Raw genomic sequence first — 21,922 nt, 5'->3', positions numbered from 1 at the left:
CCTCTGCCGTGACTGCTTTCAGCAGCGGCTGGACGCAAACATCGGGCCGCCCTTGCTTGCCGGGAAGCCATAGCCGTTGATCATCACGAGATCGATATCGCTGGCACGGGCGGCGATGCCTTCCGCAAGCAACGCCTCGCCTTCGGTGGCCATGGCTTTCAGCAGGCGGCTGACGATCTCTTCCGCGGTGAAGCTCCTTGGTACAATGCCTTTTTCGGCGCGCGCGGCTTCGATCATGGCCGCTACCTCAGGATCAACAGTCCGTTTGCCGTCGGGGTAGGCATACCAGCCGCGGCCGGTCTTCTGGCCGAAACGGCCGGCTTCGCAGAGCCGGTCGGCGATGACGACGTAGCGCTCCGAGGGATCGCGCGTCGCAGCCTGCCGCTTACGGCGCGCCCAGGCGATTTCCAAACCTGCCATATCGAACACAGCAAAAGGCCCCATCGGAAAGCCGTAGGCTTCCAGTGCCGCGTCGATCTCCTGCGGCGAGGCGCCGTCCTCGACCATGTATTCCGCTTCGCGGCGATAGGCGGAAAAGATGCGGTTACCGATAAAGCCTTCGGTGACGCCCGATACGACAGGCAGCTTGCCGAGCCGCTTTGCCAGGGCAAGGGCTGTCGCCAGCACATCCGGCGCGGTGTTCTTGCACTTCACCACTTCCAGGAGCCGCATGATATTGGCTGGCGAGAAGAAGTGCAGTCCGACGACGCGCTCTGGCCGTTGCGTTGCGGCGGCGATTACGTCGGGGTCGAGATAGCTCGTATTGGTCGCAAGGATCGCATCGGCGCGAACGATCGCATCGAGGCGCCGGAAGAGCTCGGTCTTGACGGTGAGATCGTCGAAAACGGCTTCGATGATGATATCGGCTTTTGCGAGCTCTTGAATCTCCGCCGTCACGGTCAGTCGGCTGAGGCGATCTTCGCGGCCCGCTGCATCGAGGCGACCGGATTGCACCGCCTTGTCGAGGAGGCCAGCGATCCGTTCGCGGCCCTTATCTGCAGCATCGATGGTCTGCTCGACTCCGATCACGCGGAAGCCGCCGTTGAGGGCGGAAACGGCAATGCCTGATCCCATCAGACCGGTGCCGACAATGCCGATGGTTTCGATCTTGCGTGCGGCAACGGTCTCCAGTTCCTCGATCTTGCCGGCGGCGCGTTCCGCGAAGAATACATGACGCAACGCTGCGGCCTCTTCGCTGTCGCGAAGCGCAATGAAAGTGCGGCGTTCCTCGGCCAGCCCTTCGGATAAAGAGACGGTCGCCGCCAGGCGTACGAGACGGATGGCCTCGGCAGGTGCATGCTGGCCGCGCGCCTTGCGCAATGCGTCCGATGCCGCCTTGTCGATCACATCTGTAGCTTCCGGAGGAACCGTCAGCGATCCCGTGCGGCGTAACGGTGCGGCATTGGCCGTCTTGGCGTCGGTGATAGCTTCGGCGATCAATTCACCCTTGGCCACGCCGTCCACGATGCCGAGCGTGAGCGCTTCGGCGGCGGAGACGATGCGTGCATTGGCGATCATATCGATAGCGGCGGCGATGCCGGTCAGCCGCGGCAGGCGCTGCGTGCCACCGGCGCCGGGTACGATGCCGAGCTTGACTTCGGGAAGGCCGAGGTTGGCGGTCGGCGCCGCGAGGCGACGATGGCAGGCGAGTGCCACTTCCAGACCGCCGCCGAGGGCCACGCCATTGATCGCGGCGACAACGGGTTTGGCAAAGGCTTCGATGCGGGCGATGACATCAGGTAGATGCGGCTCGACCGGCGGTTTGCCGAATTCCTTGATATCGGCGCCGCCGATGAAGCTGTTCCCCGCACCGGTGAGCACGATGCCCCTAGTCGTGCCATCCTTTTCGGCGTGATCAAACGCCGCCATGAGGCCGGCCCGGACATCGGCGGAAAGCGCGTTGACGGGCGCGTTGTCTATGGTGACGACGAGAATCTCGTCGGTCAGCGCCGCCGAGATGGTGTCCGAAAAGCGCAATGCCGACATGATCTTGACCGCCTATATTATTCCGGAATGACTGCCGTCGCCTGGATCTCGATCTTGGCACGATCTTCGACGAGGGCAACGACCTGCACGGCGGCCATGGCCGGGAAATGCCGGCCGATGATCTCGCGATAGGCCTGACCGATCCCCTTCAGATTGCCGAGATATTCCTGCTTGTCGGTGAAATACCAGGTCATCGACGTGATGTGCTTCGGCTCGGCGCCGCCTTCGGCAAGAATGGCGACGACATTCTTCAGCGTCTGGCGCACCTGCTCGACGAAATCGTCGCTTTCGAATTCGCAGGCGGCATTCCAGCCGACCTGGCCGCCAACGAACACCATGCGGCCCGTCGCCGCCATGCCATTGGCATAGCCGATCGGCTTGGCCCAGCCTTCAGGTTGCAGGATGGTGTGCATCGGTCGTCTCCAGATGAGAGGTCAGCGCGGCGCGGATATCCTCCGGCCATTCAAGGGATGTGTGCGTATCGAGCGAGGTGGCGACGACGCGGTGTTTAGCCGTCCACAGCACATGGCCATTCGCCGAGACCTGATGTTCGAGATCGAGCGAGGAACGGCCGACGCCACGGACTGCAAGGACGAATTCGAGATCGTCGCCCTGCAAGCCCGGCTTGATGAAAGTCAGATCGAGCCGCACGGTGGGAACACCGATGCGGCGGTCGTCGATCAGCTTTCGCCAGGAGAAGCCGATCGAAGCGAAATAGTCTTCCAGCACCCCGACGAGGATGTTCAGATAGGATGGGAAATAGGCGATCCCGGAAGGATCGCAATCTCCGAAGCGCAGGGGTCTGGTGGTCTTGAACGTCACGGCCGCCTCAGTTCGAAAAGGCGGCGATGCCGGTGATGGCGCGGCCGAGGATGAGGGCGTGGATATCGTGCGTGCCCTCATAGGTGTTGACCACCTCAAGGTTGACGAGATGGCGGGCGATGCCGAACTCATCGGAAATGCCATTACCACCCAGCATGTCACGGGCAGCGCGGGCAATATCCAGCGCCTTGCCACAGCTGTTGCGCTTGAGGATGGAGGTGAGCTCGACGGGCGGATGGCCTTCTTCCTTCATGCGGCCGAGGCGCAGGCAGCCCTGAAGGCCTAGCGTGATCTCGGTCACCATATCGGCAAGCTTCTTCTGGATCAGCTGATTGGCAGCAAGGGGACGGCCGAACTGTTTGCGGTCGAGCACGTACTGGCGTGCCTTGGCATAGCAATCCTCCGCCGCGCCGAGCGCACCCCAGGCAATGCCGAAGCGTGCGGAGTTGAGGCAGGTGAAGGGACCCTTGAGGCCTGATACGTTCGGCATCAGGTTTTCCTCGGGCACGAAGACATTATCCATCACGACTTCGCCCGTTATGGAGGCGCGCAGGCCCACCTTGCCATGGATGGCGGGTGCCGACAGGCCCCTCCAGCCCTTTTCGAGAATGAAGCCGCGGATGAGGCCGTCCTCGGTCTTTGCCCAGACAACAAAGACATCGGCGATCGGCGCGTTCGAAATCCAGGTCTTGGCGCCGGTCAGGCTGTAGCCGCCATCGACCTTCTTTGCGCGTGTGACCATCGAGCCGGGATCGGAGCCGTGGTTCGGTTCGGTGAGGCCAAAGCAGCCGATCCATTCGCCGGTCGCTAGCTTCGGCAGGTATTTCTGCTTTTGCGCATCCGAGCCGAAGGTCTCTATCGGCACCATGACGAGCGAGGACTGCACGCTCATCATCGAGCGATAGCCGCTGTCGACGCGCTCGACTTCTCGGGCGATCAGGCCGTAGGCGACATAGCCGAGGCCGGCGCCACCATATTCCGGGGAGATCGTCGGGCCGAGGAGGCCGAGTTCACCCATTTCACGGAAGATGGCCGGATCGGTCTTTTCATGCCGGAAGGCTTCGAGGACGCGGGGCGCGAGTTTTTCCTGCGCGTAGGAATGCGCGGTATCCAGCACCATCCTTTCGTCGTCGCTCAGCTGTTCCGTCAGCCGGAACGGGTCGGCCCAGTCGAAAATCTCGCGGCTCATGCTGGCATCTCCCATTAATTGGTCTTCAAAAGTTCGCGCGCGACGATGAGTTTCTGAACTTCCGTCGCACCTTCATAGATGCGAAGCGCGCGGATCTCCCGATAGAGTTTTTCCGTTATCTCGCCCGATTTCACGCCACGTCCGCCAAAGAGCTGAACGGCGCGGTCGATGACGCTTTGCGCGGTTTCCGTCGCCGTCATCTTGGCCATGGCGGCTTCGCGCGTCGTCGGCAAGCGCTGCACGTCACGACGCCAGGCCGCCCGGTAGGTGAGCAGTGCCGCCGCGTCGATGCCGGTCGCCATATCGCCGAGGGCGGCCTGCGTCAACTGAAGGTCGGCAAGGGCTGCGCCGAACATCGGACGTGAGCGTGCATGGGTAAGCGATTCATCGAGCGCGCGGCGGGCAAAGCCGAGGCCGGCAGCGGCGACCGAGGCGCGAAAGATATCCAGCGTGCGCATGGCGATCTTGAAACCTTCGCCTGACGCGCCGAGGCGGCGGGAAGCGGGAATGCGGCAATTATCGAAACGGATCGTCGCCAGCGGATGCGGCGCAATGACCTCGATGCGCTCGGCAATCGAGAAACCGGGATCGTCGGCAAAGACGACGAAGGCCGAGATGCCGCGGGTTCCCGGCGCTTCGCCGGTGCGCGCGAAGACGGTGTAGATATCGGCAATGCCGCCATTGGAAATCCAGGTCTTCTCGCCGTCGAGAATATAGTGATCGCCATCGGAGCGGGCAGCGCAGCTCATCGCGGCGACATCGGAGCCGGCGTCCTTTTCCGACAGCGCAAAGGCGGCGAGCCATTCGCCGGAGCGCACCTTGGGCAGAACGGCTGAACGCAATTCGAGCGAACCGGAGAGGCCGATGGCGCCCGTGCCGAGCCCCTGCATGGCAAAGGCGAAATCGGCAAGGCCGTCATGCCAGGCCAGCGTTTCACGGGCGAGGCAGACCATGCGGGAATCGATCAGCGGTTCGTTGTCGGAAGACCCAGCGGCGGCGGTCAAAAGCCCGGCTTCGCCCAGCGCCTTGACCAGCTTTCGGCATGTGCCGTCGACATCGGCATGATCGATCGAAGCCATGACGCCGGATTTCGCGAAGGCGTCGACTTCGGCGGCGAAACGGTGGTGGCGGTCTTCGAAGAAGGGCCAATCCAGATGATCGCGGGTCGGGCCGGCGAGGCTGCTTGCCGTGGACATCTCCTCAATCCCCCTGGAATTCCGGCTGCCGCTTGGCGGCGAAAGCCTCGAAGGCGCGGCGGAAATCCTGCGTCGCCATGCAGATCGCCTGCGCCTGCGCTTCGGATTCGATCATTTCATCGATGCCCATCGCCCATTCCTGGTTCAGCATGGTCTTGGTCATGCCGTGGGCGAACCACGGACCGTCGGCCAGTGAGCGGGCGAGCTTGAGCGCTTCGCTTTCAAGCTCGGCACTGGCGTGCAAACCATTATAGAAGCCCCAGGCCTGTCCTTCCGCCGCTGTCATCGATCGGCCGGTAAAGAGAAGCTCGGCGGCGCGGCCCTGGCCGATGATGCGGGGAAGGATGCCACAAGCGCCCATATCGGCACCGGCAAGGCCGACACGGGTGAAGAGGAAGGCAGTCTTTGCCTCGGACGTCGCGAGCCTTAGATCGGAGGCCATGGCGAGGATGGCGCCGGCGCCGGCGCAGATGCCATCGACTGCCGAGATGATCGGCTGAGGGCATTTGCGCATCGCCTTGACGAGATCGCCGGTCATGCGCGTGAAGGCCAGAAGCTCGGGCATCGCCATGCGCGTCAGCGGCTCGATGATCTCGAAGACATCGCCACCGGAGGAGAAATTGCCACCCGCGCCAGTCAGAACGATGGCGCGGATATCGGAGGCATAGGCGAGATCGCGGAACAGATCGCGCAGCTCTGCATAGCTGTCGAAGGTCAGCGGATTCTTACGTTCCGGGCGGTTCAGGCGGATGGTGGCGACGCGGCCGTCTTCGCTGACATCCCAGAGGAAATGCTCAGGCTTATAATCCTTGAAAGGTCTCAGATGTCCCTTCATCGTCATGTCCTGATCGCTCATTCCTCAAATCTCCCCACCGGCAACCGCGATTGCCTGTCCATTGATCGATGCCGCAGCCGGCGAGGCCAGCCAGAGCACGGTGTCGGCAACTTCTTCCGGCTTGATCAGCCGTCCTTGCGGATTGGATTTCGTGAATTCGCCGAGTGCCTGTTCGGCCGTGCGCCCGGTCTTGGCGACGATCGTCTCGATCGAGCGCTGGATGATCGGCGTATCGGTGAAACCGGGGCAGACGGCGTTGACGGTGATGCCGGTTTTCGCCAGTTCCAGCGCCAGCGAGCGGGTGAGGCCGACGACGCCATGCTTGGCGGCGACGTAGGCCGAGACGTAGCCATAGCCCTTCAGGCCGGCCGTCGAGGCGATATTGATGATGCGCGCGCCGGAGCCGTGGGCTTTCAGGTCGGGAAGGGCAGCCTGCGTCACCACGAAAACGCCTGTGAGGTCGACCGAGAGGACGTGGTTCCAGGCCTCAAGGCTTGTCTTCTCGAAGGGCGCGCTCGGCGCTTCCCCGGCATTGTTGACGAGGATATCGACGGGGCCGAATGTTTCGCGTGCCTTGGCAAGGCCTTGGGCAACGGCGTCTGTGCTGGTGACATCGAAGCCATCGACCACGAATGCCTGGGCGCCGATTTCGGCGGCAACCGCTTCCAGCGGCTCGCGGCGGCGACCGGCTAGGCTGACGCGTGCGCCCTCGGCGGCGAGCGCCTTGGCGATCGCGGCACCGATGCCGCTGCCGGCCCCGGTGACGAGGGCGTGACGGCCGGCGAGTTTGCCCGAAGTCGTCATTTCATCCTCACTTCGCTGGAGCGGTTGTGGCCGCACGGGCGAGGTTGGTTTCATACTGCGTCTTGCCGGAAAGATATTGCTTCGGCCAGGGAATGGAAGTCAGACCGATCTTGGCGGCTTCATGCAGCGACCAGGCCGGATCGGCCAGATGCGGGCGGGCGATGGCGCAGAGATCGGCGCGGCCGGCGGCGATGATCGAATTGGCGTGATCGGCCTCGGAGATCGCGCCAACGGCAATCGTCGGGATGCCGATCTCGTTGCGGATCTTGTCGGAGAACGGCGTCTGGAACAGGCGGCCATAGACGGGCTTTTCCTGTTTCGAGACCTGGCCTGAGGAACAGTCGATCAGGTCGGCGCCGGCTTCCTTGAACATGCGCGCGAAGATCGCCGCATCTTCCGGCGTGTTGCCGCCATCGGTCCAATCATGGCAGGAGAGGCGAACCGAGATCGGCTTGTCCGCCGGCCAGATGGCGCGCATCGCTCGGAAGATTTCAAGAGGGTAGCGAGCGCGGTTCTCATGGCTGCCGCCATACTCGTCGTTGCGCAGATTGGTCAGCGGCGACAGGAAGCTCGATAGCAGATAGCCGTGGGCGCAATGCAGTTCCAGCCAGTCGGCACCGGTCTCGATCGCGAGTTCCGTCGAGCGGATGAAATCGGCCTTGACGCGCTCCATGTCAGCGCGATCCATGGCCTTCGGCACCTGACTGTTCTTGAGGTAGGGGACCGATGATGCCGAAATCAGCGGCCATTCGCCTTCGGAGAGCGGCTGGTCGATGCCTTCCCAGGCAAGCTTCGTCGCGCCCTTGCGGCCGGCATGGCCGAGCTGTATGCCGACTTTGGCGGCGCTGTTCGTGTGAACGAAGTCGACGAGGCGCTTCCATTGCGCGACCTGTTCCTCGTTCCAAAGGCCAAGACAGCCGGGAGTGATGCGGGCGTCCGGTGTGACGCAGGTCATTTCCGCGAAGATCAGCCCTGCGCCTCCAAGCGCGCGAGAGCCGAGATGGACGATGTGGAAATCGTTCATCACGCCATCTTTGGCCGAGTACATCGCCATCGGAGACATGACGATGCGGTTGACGAGCTGGACATCGCGCAGCCGGTAGGGCGTGAACATCGGCGGCAGGCAGCGATCGTTGCCGACATCGAGGCCGGATTTTTCGGCGAACCAGCGCTCATAGCCTTCAAGCCAGGTCTTGTCGCGCAGCCGGAGATTTTCATGGCTGATGCGCTGCGAGCGGGTCAGCATCGAATACATGAATTGCGGCGCTTCGAGCGTATCGGCATAGCGGCGCCCAACGACCTCGAACCATTCCATCGCGTTGCGGGCGGCATTCTGGATGCGGGCGACATCGACGCGGCGGATTTCCTCGTAGGTTTCGAGGACGGCCGGTATCTTGTCCTTCTCATGCCCGTGGATCTGAAATTGCCGCGTCAGCTCGATGGCGTCATCGATGGCAAGCTTGGTGCCGGAGCCGATGGCGAAATGTGCGGTGTGGGCGGCATCGCCCATCAGCACGACATGGGAATTGCCGTTGAAATGGCTCCACTTGCCGCAGATCAGGCGGTTGAAGTTCAGCCAGGCCGAGCCGCGGATGTGGCGGGCATTGGTCATCAGCGAAGCGCCGTCGAGTACTTCGGAGAACAGGTTTTCGCAGAAGGCGATGGAGCCGTCCTGATCCATCTTGTCGAGGCCGTGGGCGAGGTAGGCCTCTTCCGTCGTCTCGACGATGAAGGTCGAGGTCTTGTCGTCGAACTTGTAGATATGCGCCTGGAACCAGCCGTGATCGGTGCGGCGGAAATCGAAGGTGAAGGCGTCGAAAAGCTTGTTGGTGCCGAGCCAGATATAGCGGTTCGGCCGGGTGATCATGTCAGGCCGGAAGACTTCCGGATAATGATTGCGGATCTTGGAATTGAGGCCGTCCGAGCCGATGACCAGATCGGCGTCCGGATAGTCGAGATCGGAATTGACCTCCGTTTCGAAGATCAGCTCGACTCCGAGCGCCTCGCAGCGGCGTTGCAGAATGTTCAAAAGCTTCTTACGGCCAATGCCGACAAAGCCGTGGCCAGACGTGCGCTGGCGGGTGCCCTTGAACAGGACTTCGATATCGTCCCAATGGTTGAAGGCATCCTCGATCTCGGCGGCACTTTCCGGATCCCATTCCCGCATCGATACCATGGTCGCGTCGGAGAAGACGACGCCCCAGCCGAAGGTGTCATAGGGGCGGTTGCGCTCGACGACGCGGATGGAGTGCTCGGGATGGAGCTTCTTCATCAGAAGCGCAAAGTAAAGCCCTGCGGGGCCGCCGCCGATACAGACGATGCGCATCGCTTTCCCTCCTCGTTCGGCCGGAGCCGAGCTCAAAATAATTTAAGTTTAAAATATCTTGTTGGGGCCATTCGTCAAGGCTTTTCCTGCTCCGATATGCGGTCTGTAGGCACCCACAATAGCAGGAAAATCGAAAATAGCTCTTTCGAATCAATCGGAAATCAAAAATAGTTTAGGCTTAAAATTTCTTGCTTGAACATTGCAGCCTTCGGTGCGATCTTTTTTAGCAACGCCACATGCGCCGCGGGGAAACGGCTGTCGTGGCGATTGATCGATAAGAATGCGGGAGCAAGGCAATGCTGGGACCGACCGGTCATACCGATACATTCACGCGAGACAATCTGCCGCCTTTCGACGAATGGCCCGAGCTGCGGATGGAGGGTTTCGACTATCCGGAATGGCTGAATGCCGGCTTCGAACTCAGCGACCGTATGGTCGAAAAGGGTTTTGCCGATCACGTGGCCCTGATCGGCAACGGCCGCCGCCGCACCTACAAGGAACTGGCGGATTGGACCAATCGCATCGCCCATGCTCTTGTCGAGGATTTCGATGTGAAGCCGGGCAATCGCGTTCTTATCCGCTCCGGCAACAATCCTGCCATGATCGCCTGCTGGCTGGCGGTGACGAAGGTCGGCGCCGTCGCCGTCAATACCATGCCGATGCTGCGGGCCGGAGAGCTTTCGAAGATCATCGACAAGGCGGAGATCTCGCTGGCGCTTTGCGATACCAGGCTGCTGGAGGAGCTTGTCTCGGTGGCCAAGGACAGCCATTTCCTGAAGCAGGTGATCGGCTTCGACGGTACCGCCAATCATGACGCCGAACTCGATCGGATCGCGCTCAACAAGCCCGTTCGCTTCGAACCGGTCAAAACCGGGCGGGATGATGTGGCGCTGCTCGGCTTCACCTCGGGCTCGACGGGTGTGCCGAAGGCGACGATGCATTTCCATCGCGATATCCTGATCATCGCCGACGCCTATGCCAAGGAAGTCCTGCAGGTGACGCCCGACGACGTCTTCATCGGCTCGCCGCCGATTGCCTTCACCTTCGGCCTCGGGGGTCTGGTCGTCTTTCCGCTGCGCTTCGGCGCATCGACGGCGCTGTTGGAAAACGCTTCTCCGAAGAACATGGTCGAGATCATCCAGGAGTACGGCGCGACCATCAGCTTCACCGCACCGACGGCCTATCGCGCCATGCTGGCAGCGATGGAAGAGGGAGCGGATCTCTCCTCGCTTCGCATCGCGGTTTCCGCCGGCGAGACGCTGCCGGGGCCGATCTTCGAGGAGTGGACGCGCAAGACCGGCAAGCCGATCCTTGATGGCATCGGCTCGACCGAGATGCTGCATATCTTCATCTCCAATCATCTCTCCGATGCCAGGCCGAACTGCACGGGCAAGCCGCTGAGAGGCTATGAGGCTCGCGTGGTCGATGACGAGATGAACGAGGTTCCGCGTGGGGTCATCGGCAAACTCATTGTTCGCGGACCGATCGGCTGCCGCTATCTCGCCGACCACAGACAGGCCGACTACGTGCGCGACGGCTGGAATGTGACCGGCGACAGTTTCATTCAGGATGAGCAAGGCTATTTCCATTTTGCCGCCCGTTCCGACGACATCATTCTTTCGGCCGGTTACAATATTGCCGGACCGGAAGTGGAGGCAGCCCTTCTTTCGCATGCCGACGTGCTTGAATGCGCTGTCATCGGCCAGCCGGACGAGGAGCGGGGCCATATCGTGCAGGCCCATGTCGTGCTGGCACCCGGTGTCACCGGCTCGGATCTGCTGGTCAAGACGCTGCAGGATCACGTCAAGGCCGTCATCGCGCCCTACAAATATCCGCGCTCCATTGTCTTCGTCGAAGCCTTGCCGAAGACGGAATCCGGCAAGATACAGCGCTTCCGCCTGCGAAACTGAAGATACCGGTCAGGAGACGCCTCGCTTCATTTACCCGGATCCTTCGGGCTCCACAGCACGGTTTCGGCATCTTTTTCGTAAGCCATGCCCTTGGGATAGCTGATAGCTTCGAACTGCAGGCCCCATGGTGCCTGGAAATAAAGGATCGACTGGCCAGCTGCCGGTCCGTCTGTGATTGAGAGCGGCCCCAGCCGCGTCGCAACGTTCATGCTGTCCAGATAAGCCTTTGCTGCGTCAATGTCGTCCACATAGAGCGAGATATGAAACGCACCGATATCGCTGTTTTTCTGTTTTAGATCCCGCTGATCGGGCGCGGAATATTCGAACAGTTCAATGTTCGATCCAAAACCGCATCGCACCTGGGTTATCTGCTTGATTTGAGCCTTGGGATCGACACCAAGCAGATCGGTCATGAATGTGCCCTTGTCGTCGGCAAAGGGACCAAACGACATGATGACCTCGCAGCCGAGCACGTTTTCGAAGAAATCGACCGCCTGCTTCATATCCGGCACCGTCAGTCCCGTATGATCGTGACCACGGAGACCGGGCAGGCCCGCGGTCTTTGTTGCTGCTGAAACAGGATCCTTCATAGGGTCTTCCCTTTCCATATGCCGATGTTGTTGCAGTCTCGCTGGCGCCTGCGTCGCAAGCCCGAGCTTTGCGACCCGATCAGGCGACCTTCATGCATCGGACCCTTCCATCAGGCTTCGCGGCCGAGCCAGTGCGGGTCGACTTCCGGCAGGGGGATGGCGTCCAGCAGCATGCGGGTATAGGCGGAAGCGGGGGCGGTGAAGACACACTCGCAATCGCCTTCTTCTTCGACGCGACCGTTGCGCATGACGTAGACGCGGTCGCAGATGGCACGGATGACGGAGAGATCGTGGCTGATGAAGGCCATGGAGAGGCCGAGATCGCGCGAAAGCTCCTTCAGTAGATTCAGAACCTGTGCCTGGGTCGACACGTCGAGGCCGGAGACGATCTCGTCGGCGAGTACGAAATCCGGCTTCAGCAGGGCGGCTCGCGCGATGCCGATGCGCTGGCGCTGCCCGCCCGAGAGTTCATGCGGATTGCGGCCGAGGCATGCCTGAGGCAGCGTCACCCGTTCGAGAATTGCGGCAACCTGCCGCTCGGCTTCTTTCCGGTCCGCAGCCAGCCGATGCAGCAGTAACGGCTCGACGAGGATGCGGCGGATCGTGTGGCGAGGATTGAGCGAGGCCATCGGGTCCTGAAAGATCATCTGCATGCGGCGGCGTAGCGGCCGCATCTCTGAATCGGGCAGATGCGTGATGTCTCGGCCATCGAAATGAATGCTGCCTGCCGTCACATCGACCAGCCGCAGCAGTGCGCGGCCGAGGGTCGTCTTGCCCGAGCCGCTTTCGCCGACAATGCCGATGGTTTCGCCGCGGCGGATATCGATATCGACACCGTGCAGCACCTTGATGCCAAGGCCTGGTGGTCCGAAAAGATGTTTCTTGGCACCATAGATGACCTCGATACCTTTGGCCGACAGCAGATGCTCGGAAACGCTCATCGGCCGCCCTCCGAAATGCCGATTTCGCGGCGCAGTTGCTCGAAGACGGCCTGCGGAACGGGCGTCAGCCCGGCATCCGGCCGGTCGTAGCGTGGCCCGGCCGATAGCAGCGATTTCGTGTAGATGTGCTTGGGACACGCCAGCACGTCACTCGTGCGTCCGTCTTCGATCACCTTGCCGGCATAGAGCAGGGTCACGCTGTCGCAGATCTGGGCGACGACGCCGAGATCGTGGGTGACGAAGATGACGGCGGTGCCGTGCGCCTCCTGCAGGCCGCGGATCAGCCGCAGGATCTGCTTTTGCACGGTGACGTCGAGCGCGGTGGTCGGCTCGTCGGCGACTACCAGTTTCGGCTCCAGCGCGAAGGCGGCGGCGATCAGGATGCGCTGCCGCATCCCGCCGGACAATTCGTGGGGATAGGCGCGCAGTACACGCTCGGGATCGCGGATATGCACTTCCTCCAACAGCTTCAGCGCGCGCCGCCGTGCATCGCCCGATGACATACCCCGTTTCAACCGCAAGCCATCGGTCAGCTGCGCTTCGATGCGCCGGCCGGGATTGAGGGCCGTCTGCGGGTCCTGCGGGATCAATGAGATCTCGCTGCCCATGATGTCTCGCAATTCCCTCGCGGAGAGAGCGAGAAGGTCGCGGTTCTCGAAGAGGATCGAGCCGCTTGTGATGCGGACGCTGCGCGGCAGGATGCCGAGCAGGGCCTTGGCAATGGTGGATTTTCCGGCGCCGCTTTCGCCGACGAGTCCGCGCACTTCGCCGCGTTCCAGCATCAGGGAAACATCGCGCAGGATCGGGGCGCCGCCGTCGCGATCGGATATGGCGCTGAGGCCGGTCATGGAGAGGAGTGGAGATGTCATCGACGCATTACCGGATCGAGGGCGCGGCGCAGGCCGTCACCGAGTTGATTGAAGGCAAGCACCGTCGCAAAGAGTGCGAGCAGCGGTACGACGAGCACCCACCAGCCTTGGTAGATCATTTGCCGCCCTTCGGCGATCATGCCGCCCCAGGTCGGCGTATCGGAGGAGACCGACAGGCCGACAAAGGACAGGATGGCTTCGACGATGACGGCAATGCCCATTTCCAGGCTGACGAGGGCGATCAGCACCGGCGTCACATTGGGCAGGATTTCGCTGAAGAGGATTCTGGCCCGCGAAAAGCCGATCGTGTGGGCGGCGGTCACATAATCCATCCGCGCCTGCGCCTGCGTTTCCGAGCGCACGACACGGCAGAAGCGCGTCCAGTCGATGATGACGATGGCCGCGATGACCGAATGCACGCCGGAGCCGAAGACGGCGACGAGCAGGATCGATAGAAGCACAGGCGGGAAGGCCATCCAGATATCGACGAGGCGGGAGATCGCCTTGTCGACCCACCCGCCATACCAGCCGGCGAGAAGGCCGAGCAGGGTGCCGATCAGGGCCGCAAGTCCGGCTGCGACGAAGGCGACCGTCAGCGCGATGCGCGTGCCGAAGATGGCGCGCGAGAGCACGTCGCGGCCGAGATCGTCGGTGCCGAGCAGGAAGCCCGGATCGGAACCCTCGATCCATGCCGGCGGCAGAGTGCCGGACATCAGATCCTGCTCGAGCGGATCCTTCGGTGCGATGTAAGGAGCGAAGATCGCAAGGATCAGGAGGATGAGAATGAAGCCGCCGCCGAAGATCACCTTCGGCTCGGAAAGCAGCGCGAGAATGCGTTTCGTCGTTCTGGAAGGCGAGCGCGACATGGTGGGCGCGGTGACGTCAGCCATGGGCGAGCCTCGGATTGAAGGCCGCGACCAGGAGATCGACTGCCAGATTGACGAGAATGAAGAGAGCGCCAAAAACCAGCACCAATCCTTGAATCAGCGGCAGGTCGCGATTGATGACGGCATCGATCGCCATATTGCCGATGCCGGGATAGGCGAAGATGCGCTCGACGATGACGGTGCCGCCGATCAGGAAGGTGAATTGCACGCCGGTCAGCGCGATCGTCGGGCCGACAGCATTGCGTAGCGCCTCCTGCAGCACCAGCCGCAGCTCGGACATGCCTTTGAGCTTGGCGAGCAGAATATAGTCCTGCACCATGGCCTCGGAGAGGGCGGCCTTCAACACGCGGGCGATGATGGCCGCCAGCGGCAGGCCGAGCGCCAGGACCGGCATGACCATATGGGCGCAGATGTCCGTGAAGATACCGAAGCGAAACGTTACAAGACTTTCAATGAGGTAGAAGGGGGTCGCGAATTGTGCGTCGATACTCGGATCGATGCGTCCGGAGAGTGGGAAAAGCGGAAAGAGAACTCCGAGAACCAGAACCAGCGCCAAGGCCCAGACGAAATCCGGTACTGCGAGGAAAAGGCCGTTGAGGCCGTCGATCACGGGTTCGAGAATCGTGCGGCGGGCGAGCGTGCCGATGATCGCGACCGCGCCGCCGAGAAGCACCGCTAGGACCAGCGCGGCAAAGGCAAGCTCCAGCGTTGCGGGGAGGCGCTCTCCCAACAGGGACAACACATCGCGTTTCAGGGAGATCGATGTTCCGAAATCGCCCGTCAGAACCGATTTCAGCCAGAGCCAGAATTGCGTGGCCAGGCTTGCATCGAGCCCGTAATGGGCGCGCAGCGCTGCAATATCGGCGGGGCTTGCACCAGGCGAGATCATCATGGCGATCGGATCTCCGGGCACGACGCGCAGCAGGACGAAGACGATCACTGCCACACCGAAGAGGGTGATCGCGGCCATGATCAGCCGGTTCAATATGGAGACTGCTATCATGCGTTATGAGTTCCGATGGCACGGCTATGGCGCTGAAGAGTCCTAAGCCCCTCATCCGCCCTGTCGGGCACCTTCTCTCCGCTATGGCGGGGAGAAGGGGAAAGAAGCACCCGCAGCCTACCCCTAACAACGCGTTCCGGCGAGGATATAGAGGTCGTTCCCTCTCCCCGTTTGCGGGGTGAGGGCTAGGGTGAGGAGCAAGGCTGCACGATCAAAGCTCGACGCATCAAGCCTTCGACACCAGCGTCGGCTGCAGGGCGCCGGAGACGTTCGGCGTGACCTTGAGGCTCGATTTGTAGACGATCGGCTGGGCATATTGCAGCAGCGGGATCACATAGCCCTGTTCGGCGATGTATTTGATCGCCGCTTTCCAGCCGGCAATGCGCTTCGCCTCGTCCTTTTCCACCCAGAGCGGGCCCAGCATGTCGTCGACATCCTTGGTCTTCCAGGCCGAGTGCGGCGAGGGGCCGAACATGGCGAAGCCGGTCGAGGTCGTGGGATCGCCGATGGCGTTGCCCCAGTTGTAGAAGGCGGCCGGGCCGAGCTGGTGGGCGGCGCGCAGCTCGTAATGCTTGGCGATTTCGTAGACTTCGATATCAGCCTCGATTCCGACCTTGCGCCACATGCCGACGATCGCCTGGATCATCTCGTAATCCTTCGGCTTGAAGCCGCGGGTCGTCTTGATGGCGAATTTCACCGGCTTTTCCGGCGAATAGCCGCTGGCGACCAGAAGCTTCTTGGCCTGATCCGGATCATATGGGATTTTGACTGACGCGTCGTAGGCCTCGTATTCCGGCGCTTCCAGCGTCGATAGAGGTTTGCCGTAGCCGCGCAGCAGCCGCTTGATGATCGCTTCCTTGTCGATCGCCATATTGGCGGCGAGGCGGACATTCTTGTCGAGCATCGGGTCGACATTGCTGATGAAGATCATGCCGATATCGGAGACGGGGGTGGCGACGCCCGCAAGACCGGATTTCTTCTTCAGCCGGTCGAAATCCTCATAGGGGATTTCCAGCGTCACGTCGGACGAGCCGGACTCGATTTCGGCGACACGGCTGGTCGTGTCCGGCACGAACTTGAAGATGACGGTATCGAAGGCCGGCTTGCCGCCGAAATAGTTCGGATTCGCCTTCAGGCGCAGATAGGAATTGCCTTCATAGGCATCGACCATATAGGGGCCGGTGCCGATCGGCTTCTTCTCGAAGCCCTGCGCGCCCACCTTAGTATAATAATCCTTTGGGAGAACATACCCGGTGAGGAAGGCCATCCACTTGAAATAGGTCGGCTCGAAACGGACGACATCGCCGGTGATGCGGTTACCTTCCACCTTGTAATTGTTGGCGGTCGACCAGATGAACTGGATCGGGTTGCCGGTGTCCTGCTTCGCGGCGCGCTCCAGCGACCAGACGACATCATCCGGCGTGAACTTGGAGCCGTCGTGCCAGGTCACGCCTTCGCGCACGTCCATCCAGACCTTGGTCTTGTCGTCGTTCCAGCCCCAGGCCGTCAAAAGGCCCGGCTGGAACTTCAGGTCCGGTCCCTGGCCGATATACTGATCGAAGATCGAGCGATAGATCGCCTGGATCGTCGGATTAACGGCCGACGGGCCTGTCGTCGGATCGAAAGAGGGCAAATTGACGTTGAAAGCGATGGTCAGTGTGCCGGCTTCCGCTGCTTCCACAGGCGTTCTGCCGGCTAAAATCCCAGTCATGAATGCGGCTGCGCCGAGGCTCAGGGCCTCGCGCCGAGTAAGCGTTGTCATGGTCACTCCGTTCCCCTGTTAAGCGACAGAAAAGCATGACGCCCAACTGCCGCTGGCGATTTATTGTCGGAATGTTTTAATCTTAAAATACATATTTTGGAGCGGCAAGCGCTTTCTCTGATGCTTCCGTAAAATCCCGGTCCGCAATTCTTACTCGGCTTCATATGTCCGCATAAATTTTATGCATACACATATATTTGAGCGCAACGGAGATATCCGAGTCAATAATATCGGCTGGCGACAGCGTGTTGCTGCGCGGCCGATATCGCAAAATGATGCGGCGGTATCGCATAAATGTTCGTTGACAGTTCAAGGAAGTTCAAAATATGATTTTGCAAATGATTTAAAACAAGCCCACAAGGGCAAAGGGGTAACGTCATGGCCGAGCGATCGTTTGCGCGCGAGGTCGAGGATCTGAAGCTCGGGGAAGGCGATATCTTCCGCGGCGAGGGTATTCTCGCGATCACCAAGGCACTTCTGCAGTCCGGTGTTTCCTATGTCGGCGGCTATCAGGGCTCGCCGATCTCCCATCTCATGGACGTGCTGGCAGACGCCAAGGACGTGATGCAGGATCTGGGCGTCCATTTCGAGACGTCGGCCTCGGAGGCTGCTGCTGCTGCCATGCTCTCCGCCTCCGTCATGTATCCGGTGCGCGGCGCCGTCACCTGGAAATCGACGGCGGGCACCAATGTCGCCTCCGATGCGCTTTCCAACCTGTCTTCGGGCGGGGTGACCGGCGGCGCGCTCATCATCATAGGCGAGGACTACGGCGAGGGTTCCTCGATCATGCAGGAGCGCAGCCATGCCTATGCGATGAAATCGCAAATGTGGCTGCTCAATCCGCGCCCGAACCTGCCGTCGATCGTGCAGGCGGTGGAAGAGGGCTTCGAGCTTTCGGAAGTGTCGAACACGCCGGTCATGCTTCAGGTCGGCATCCGCAGCTGCCATGTCCACGGCCAGTTCGTCGCCAAGGATAATAAGCGGCCGGCCTATACGCTGAGGCAGGCGCTGGAAAATCCGGTTCGCGACGTCAACCGTATAGTGCTGCCGCCCGCATCCTTTATGCATGAGAAGGAAAAGCTGGAGAAGCGCTGGCCGGCTGCTGTCGATTTCATCAGGAAGCGCCAGCTCAACGAGTATTTCGGCCCCTCGGAAGGCGATGTCGGCATTATCCTGCTTGGCGGCATGTATAATGGCGTGCTGCGCGCGCTGCAGCAGCTTGGACTTGCCGATGTCTACGGCAATTCCGCCGTGCCGCTTTATGTCTTGAATGTCGCCTATCCGCTTGTCGATGACCAGATCGCCGAATTCTGCGCTGGCAAAAAGGCCGTGTTGATGGTGGAAGAGGGCGCGCCCGAATATATCGAGCAGTCGCTGAATACCATCCTGCGCCGCCGCGATATCCAGACCAAGGTGGCTGGCAAGGACGTGCTGCCGATGGGCGGCGAATATACCGCGCCCGTATTGATGAAGGGCATCAAGAATTTTCTGGAAGTTCATCAACGCGTGCTACTTGGCAACCAGCCGCCGCTGCCGGATCCGACGCCTGTTCTCAACGACCCGAAGATCAAGGCGCTAGCCGAAGTCGTGCCGCCACGCCCGCCCGGCTTCTGCATCGGCTGTCCAGAGCGGCCGATCTTCGCTGCCATGAAGATGGTGGAGAGCGAACTCGGCCAGCATCACATATCAGGCGATATCGGCTGCCACCTCTTCTCGATCCTGCCGCCCTTCAATATCGGCAGTACGACCATGGGCTATGGGCTCGGGCCAGCAGCCGCCTCGGCCTTCAATGTCGAAGCCGACAAGCGCGTGATCTCCGTCATGGGCGATGGCGGCTTCTGGCACAACGGGCTTGCGACGTCGGTCGGCAATGCCGTCTTCAACAAGCAGGATGGCGTCATCCTCGTTGTCGACAACTATTACTCAGCGGCGACCGGCGGGCAGGACATACCGTCTTCGCGTGCCCTCAATCCGCGCCGCAAGACCAACAATTCCATCGTCAATGCCGTCAAGGGCATCGGCGCGACATGGGTGCGACAGATCGACCGGACCTATGATGTCGCCAAGATGCGCGACACGCTACGCGAGGCTCTTACCTCGAAGGAACCGGGGCCGAAGATCATCGTTGCTTCCTCAGAATGCATGCTCAACAAGCAGCGCCGCGTGAAGCCGCAGTTTGCCAAGGCTGTCAAGGACGGCAAGCGCATGGTCAAGGAGCGCTTCGGCGTGGACGAGGATGTCTGCACCGGCGATCACGCCTGCATCCGCCTTTCCGGCTGTCCTTCGTTGTCGGTCAAACATACCGACGACCCGCTGAAGGACGATCCGGTGGCGGCGATCGACAATAATTGCGTGGGATGCGGTAATTGCGGTGAGGTCTCGGAGGCTGCGGTGCTCTGTCCTTCCTTCTATCGTGCCGATATCATCCACAATCCGACGGGTTGGGATCGCTTCGTTGCCCGCATGCGTTCCGGCGTCATCGGCTGGCTGCAAGCACGTCGCCGCGCCGGCCGCATCGTCTTTTCAGATTGAGGGGGCGCTATGAACGAGCATGTGAGCATGAGTGATCTCGGCGCTGCCAGGCTTTCGACGGATAAGCCGCTGTCGCTTGCCATCCTCGCCATGGGCGGGCAGGGCGGCGGCGTCCTGGCCGACTGGATCGTTGGACTTGCGGAAGCTGAGGGCTGGATGGCGCAGACGACCTCTGTGCCCGGCGTTGCCCAGCGTACCGGTGCGACGATCTATTATATCGAGATGCTGCCGGCCAAGGATGGCCACGCGCCGATCTTTTCGCTGATGCCGACGCCGGGCGATGTCGATGTCGTCATGGCGGCCGAGTTGATGGAGGCTGGCCGCTCTGTGTTGCGCGGCTTGGTCACGCCGGACAAGACGCTGCTGATCGCCTCGACGCACCGCTCCTTTGCGGTTGCGGAAAAGGAAAAGCCGGGCGATGGCATCGGCAATGCCGAGGTGGTGGTCGACGCTACGGATTTCGCCGCCAAGCGCACCATCGCCTTCGATATGGAAACGATGGCCGTTAGGAACGGCAGTGTGATTTCGGCTTCCATGTTCGGCGCTCTGGCCGGCTCAGGTGCGCTGCCGTTCGGCAAGCAGGCTTTCGAAGCGATGATACGCGCCGGCGGCAAGGGCATCGAGCCTAGCCTGAAAGCATTCAACGCCGCCTTTGAGCGTGTCAAGGAGAAGCCGCGCGATGCGGTTTCCGCAACGCCGCCGAAGCATTTCGATGCTCTGCCCGAGACGGCCGGTCATCCGGCTCTGGATCGGCTGGTCAATCGCATCCGCTCGGAATTTCCGGAAGTTGCCTGGCCGCTGCTGTTTGCCGGCGTCAAGAGGCTGACCGATTATCAGGACCCGGCCTATGCCGATGAGTATTTGAGCCGTGTCGCGGCACTTCATGAGCTGGATCGCAAGGCCGGCGGCGCGAACAGGGATTTCGCCTTCACCGTGCAGGCGGCGAAGTATGTCGCCGTCGCCATGGCTTATGACGATGTCATCCGCGTTGCCGATCTGAAGGTGCGCGGTTCCCGCTTCGAGCGCGTTCGTAAGGAAGTCGGCGCCAAGGACGACCAGATCGTCTACATGACCGAATACATGCATCCGCGCATGGATGAAGTCTGCGGCACCATGCCGAAGGCGATGGGTCTCTGGATCGAAAGCCGGCCGCGCCTGTTTGCGCGGCTCGACCGCTTCATCAACAAGGGACGCCGCGTTCAGACCGGCACGCTGTTCTGGTTCCTCAGCCTCTATATGGTCTCGGCATTACGCCGTATCCGTCGCGGCACGCTGCGTCATGCGCGAGAGGTCGAGCATCGCGAGGCCTGGCTTGCGGCGGCCTCCAATTTGCTGGCCGTGAATTACGATCTCGCCGTCGAAGTGCTCGGTAACCGCCGCCTCGTCAAAGGCTATTCCGATACGCATGCGCGGGGGCTGTCGAAGTTCGATCGGGTCATGTCGGCGCTGCCGATGCTGCGTGACCGCGAGGATGGTGCCGCCTGGATGCGGCGGCTCCGGCAGGCGGCACTACTGGACGAGAAGGGTGTTGCGCTTGATGGGGCGCTGAAGACTGTAGAGACGCTATGAGACGGGGTCAATCACCCGCCCTCGTGGTTCGAGGCTCCGGTCCGATGGACCTGCGCACCTCACCATGAGGACTGATCTTTTTCGCTTGGTCGGGCAACTCTCTCCACCTCATGGTAAGGTGCTCTGACGTCGAAGCCGCAGCGTAGGCGGCAGGGCCTCGAACCACGAGGTGGCCACGGCCCCCGATCTCCTCAGATCTCGTGCTTCCTGATATTGTGCAGCACCTTGTGCAGGGTCGAGATGAAGGTGCGGTATTCGGCTTCGTCGACGCCGTCGAACATCTGCAGGAATAGGTCGTACATGGTCGGCCAGACCTTCTCGAAGGCTGCGCGGCCTTCCTCGGTGATCGAGACATCGCGGATGCGCATGTCTTCGGCGCGCGGCTGACGGCGGATATAGCCCTGCTGCTCGAGCGAGTCCAAAGTGCGGCTCATCGTCGATTGTTCGGTGACGGCAAAGACGGAGAGTTCGTTGATGGTGACGCTGGAGGAGACGCTGAGGACGGCAAGCGCGCGCATCTTCGCGGTCGTCATGTCGTATTCGCGCAGCTCTTCCGAAAGGTTGGCATTCCAGCGGGCCATCAGCCGGTTCATCAAATAGGGTGCGAAGTGATTGAGGCCGATTTCGCCCATGGTCGGGCGCTTTGCGTTCTCATCCCGCTTGCGCCTCAAAACGGTGCCTGAAAACCGTTCTTCCATCGA

18 protein-coding genes are annotated in these 21,922 nt (G+C 61.4%); 3 read left to right on the top strand and 15 right to left on the bottom strand.

Features of this window, described 5'->3' with window-relative positions; translation table 11 throughout:
- Positions 1 to 18: 18 nt before the first annotated feature.
- From DQ393_RS04075 to DQ393_RS04040, 8 genes are read right to left on the bottom strand one after another with little or no spacing between them, the layout of a single operon-like run.
- Entirely contained in the window at positions 19 to 1,986 is a 1,968-nt protein-coding gene (locus DQ393_RS04075; protein WP_112340524.1) for a 3-hydroxyacyl-CoA dehydrogenase NAD-binding domain-containing protein, read from the bottom strand.
- A gap of 17 nt (positions 1,987 to 2,003) precedes the next feature.
- The gene (locus DQ393_RS04070; RefSeq protein ID WP_069611780.1) at positions 2,004 to 2,399 is read right to left on the bottom strand and encodes a RidA family protein; all 396 of its coding nucleotides are present in this window, start codon (positions 2,397 to 2,399) and stop codon (positions 2,004 to 2,006) included.
- Positions 2,377 to 2,808, bottom strand: a complete 432-nt coding sequence (locus DQ393_RS04065; protein WP_112340523.1) for an acyl-CoA thioesterase — start codon at positions 2,806 to 2,808, stop codon at positions 2,377 to 2,379. Before DQ393_RS04065 ends, DQ393_RS04070 begins: the two co-directional genes overlap by 23 nt.
- A gap of 7 nt (positions 2,809 to 2,815) precedes the next feature.
- Positions 2,816 to 3,997: an acyl-CoA dehydrogenase gene (locus DQ393_RS04060; protein WP_112340572.1), complete on the bottom strand. Its 1,182-nt coding sequence runs from the start codon at positions 3,995 to 3,997 to the stop codon at positions 2,816 to 2,818.
- A gap of 14 nt (positions 3,998 to 4,011) precedes the next feature.
- Positions 4,012 to 5,193 carry an acyl-CoA dehydrogenase family protein gene (locus DQ393_RS04055; RefSeq protein ID WP_112340522.1) on the bottom strand — a complete coding sequence of 394 codons (1,182 nt, stop codon included), beginning with the start codon at positions 5,191 to 5,193 and terminating at the stop codon, positions 4,012 to 4,014.
- 4 nt (positions 5,194 to 5,197) lie between these two features.
- A complete protein-coding gene (locus tag DQ393_RS04050; protein WP_112340521.1) occupies positions 5,198 to 6,049 on the bottom strand; it encodes an enoyl-CoA hydratase family protein in 852 nt (283 codons plus the stop codon).
- A gap of 3 nt (positions 6,050 to 6,052) precedes the next feature.
- On the bottom strand, positions 6,053 to 6,832 hold the full coding sequence (locus tag DQ393_RS04045) for an SDR family NAD(P)-dependent oxidoreductase (protein ID WP_112340520.1): 780 nt from the start codon (positions 6,830 to 6,832) through the stop codon (positions 6,053 to 6,055).
- 7 nt (positions 6,833 to 6,839) lie between these two features.
- Positions 6,840 to 9,158, bottom strand: coding sequence for a bifunctional salicylyl-CoA 5-hydroxylase/oxidoreductase (locus DQ393_RS04040; RefSeq protein ID WP_112340519.1), 2,319 nt, complete (start codon positions 9,156 to 9,158; stop codon positions 6,840 to 6,842).
- Between the two features lie 296 nt (positions 9,159 to 9,454).
- Here DQ393_RS04040 and DQ393_RS04035 point away from each other — a divergent pair, with 296 nt between their 5' ends.
- Positions 9,455 to 11,068, top strand: a complete 1,614-nt coding sequence (locus DQ393_RS04035; RefSeq protein WP_112340518.1) for an AMP-binding protein — start codon at positions 9,455 to 9,457, stop codon at positions 11,066 to 11,068.
- A 26-nt stretch (positions 11,069 to 11,094) separates the two neighbouring features.
- Here the strand turns inward: DQ393_RS04035 and DQ393_RS04030 are convergent, their stop codons facing one another.
- The 6 genes from DQ393_RS04030 to DQ393_RS04005 all read right to left on the bottom strand — a co-directional run bounded on the left by DQ393_RS04030 (position 11,095) and on the right by DQ393_RS04005 (position 17,120).
- Entirely contained in the window at positions 11,095 to 11,658 is a 564-nt protein-coding gene (locus DQ393_RS04030; protein ID WP_112340517.1) for a VOC family protein, read from the bottom strand.
- 110 nt (positions 11,659 to 11,768) lie between these two features.
- Positions 11,769 to 12,599 (bottom strand): ATP-binding cassette domain-containing protein, encoded by an 831-nt coding sequence (locus tag DQ393_RS04025; protein WP_112340516.1) that lies wholly within the window; start codon positions 12,597 to 12,599, stop codon positions 11,769 to 11,771.
- Positions 12,596 to 13,468 (bottom strand): ABC transporter ATP-binding protein, encoded by an 873-nt coding sequence (locus DQ393_RS04020; RefSeq protein ID WP_112340515.1) that lies wholly within the window; start codon positions 13,466 to 13,468, stop codon positions 12,596 to 12,598. The genes DQ393_RS04025 and DQ393_RS04020 overlap by 4 nt, the downstream gene beginning before the upstream one ends.
- Positions 13,465 to 14,358: an ABC transporter permease gene (locus tag DQ393_RS04015; protein WP_112340514.1), complete on the bottom strand. Its 894-nt coding sequence runs from the start codon at positions 14,356 to 14,358 to the stop codon at positions 13,465 to 13,467. The genes DQ393_RS04020 and DQ393_RS04015 overlap by 4 nt, the downstream gene beginning before the upstream one ends.
- Positions 14,351 to 15,358, bottom strand: coding sequence for an ABC transporter permease (locus DQ393_RS04010; protein ID WP_112340513.1), 1,008 nt, complete (start codon positions 15,356 to 15,358; stop codon positions 14,351 to 14,353). Before DQ393_RS04010 ends, DQ393_RS04015 begins: the two co-directional genes overlap by 8 nt.
- Positions 15,359 to 15,584: 226 nt before the next feature.
- On the bottom strand, positions 15,585 to 17,120 hold the full coding sequence (locus tag DQ393_RS04005; RefSeq protein WP_112340512.1) for an ABC transporter substrate-binding protein: 1,536 nt from the start codon (positions 17,118 to 17,120) through the stop codon (positions 15,585 to 15,587).
- A 378-nt stretch (positions 17,121 to 17,498) separates the two neighbouring features.
- Between DQ393_RS04005 and DQ393_RS04000 the strand changes: the two genes are divergently transcribed.
- Together DQ393_RS04000 and DQ393_RS03995 are read left to right on the top strand one after the other, a co-directional pair.
- Entirely contained in the window at positions 17,499 to 19,652 is a 2,154-nt protein-coding gene (locus tag DQ393_RS04000; RefSeq protein ID WP_112340511.1) for an indolepyruvate ferredoxin oxidoreductase subunit alpha, read from the top strand.
- Positions 19,653 to 19,661: 9 nt separating this feature from the next.
- On the top strand, positions 19,662 to 21,221 hold the full coding sequence (locus DQ393_RS03995; RefSeq protein WP_112340510.1) for an indolepyruvate oxidoreductase subunit beta family protein: 1,560 nt from the start codon (positions 19,662 to 19,664) through the stop codon (positions 21,219 to 21,221).
- A gap of 191 nt (positions 21,222 to 21,412) precedes the next feature.
- Here DQ393_RS03995 and DQ393_RS03990 read toward each other — a convergent pair whose 3' ends face one another.
- Positions 21,413 to 21,919: a MarR family winged helix-turn-helix transcriptional regulator gene (locus tag DQ393_RS03990; RefSeq protein ID WP_112340509.1), complete on the bottom strand. Its 507-nt coding sequence runs from the start codon at positions 21,917 to 21,919 to the stop codon at positions 21,413 to 21,415.
- Positions 21,920 to 21,922 lie beyond the last annotated feature (3 nt).

The organism is Martinezella tropici, from assembly GCF_003287875.1.
Lineage (GTDB): Bacteria > Pseudomonadota > Alphaproteobacteria > Rhizobiales > Rhizobiaceae > Rhizobium > Rhizobium tropici_C.
This window is presented reverse-complemented; position numbering and strand designations above follow the sequence as displayed.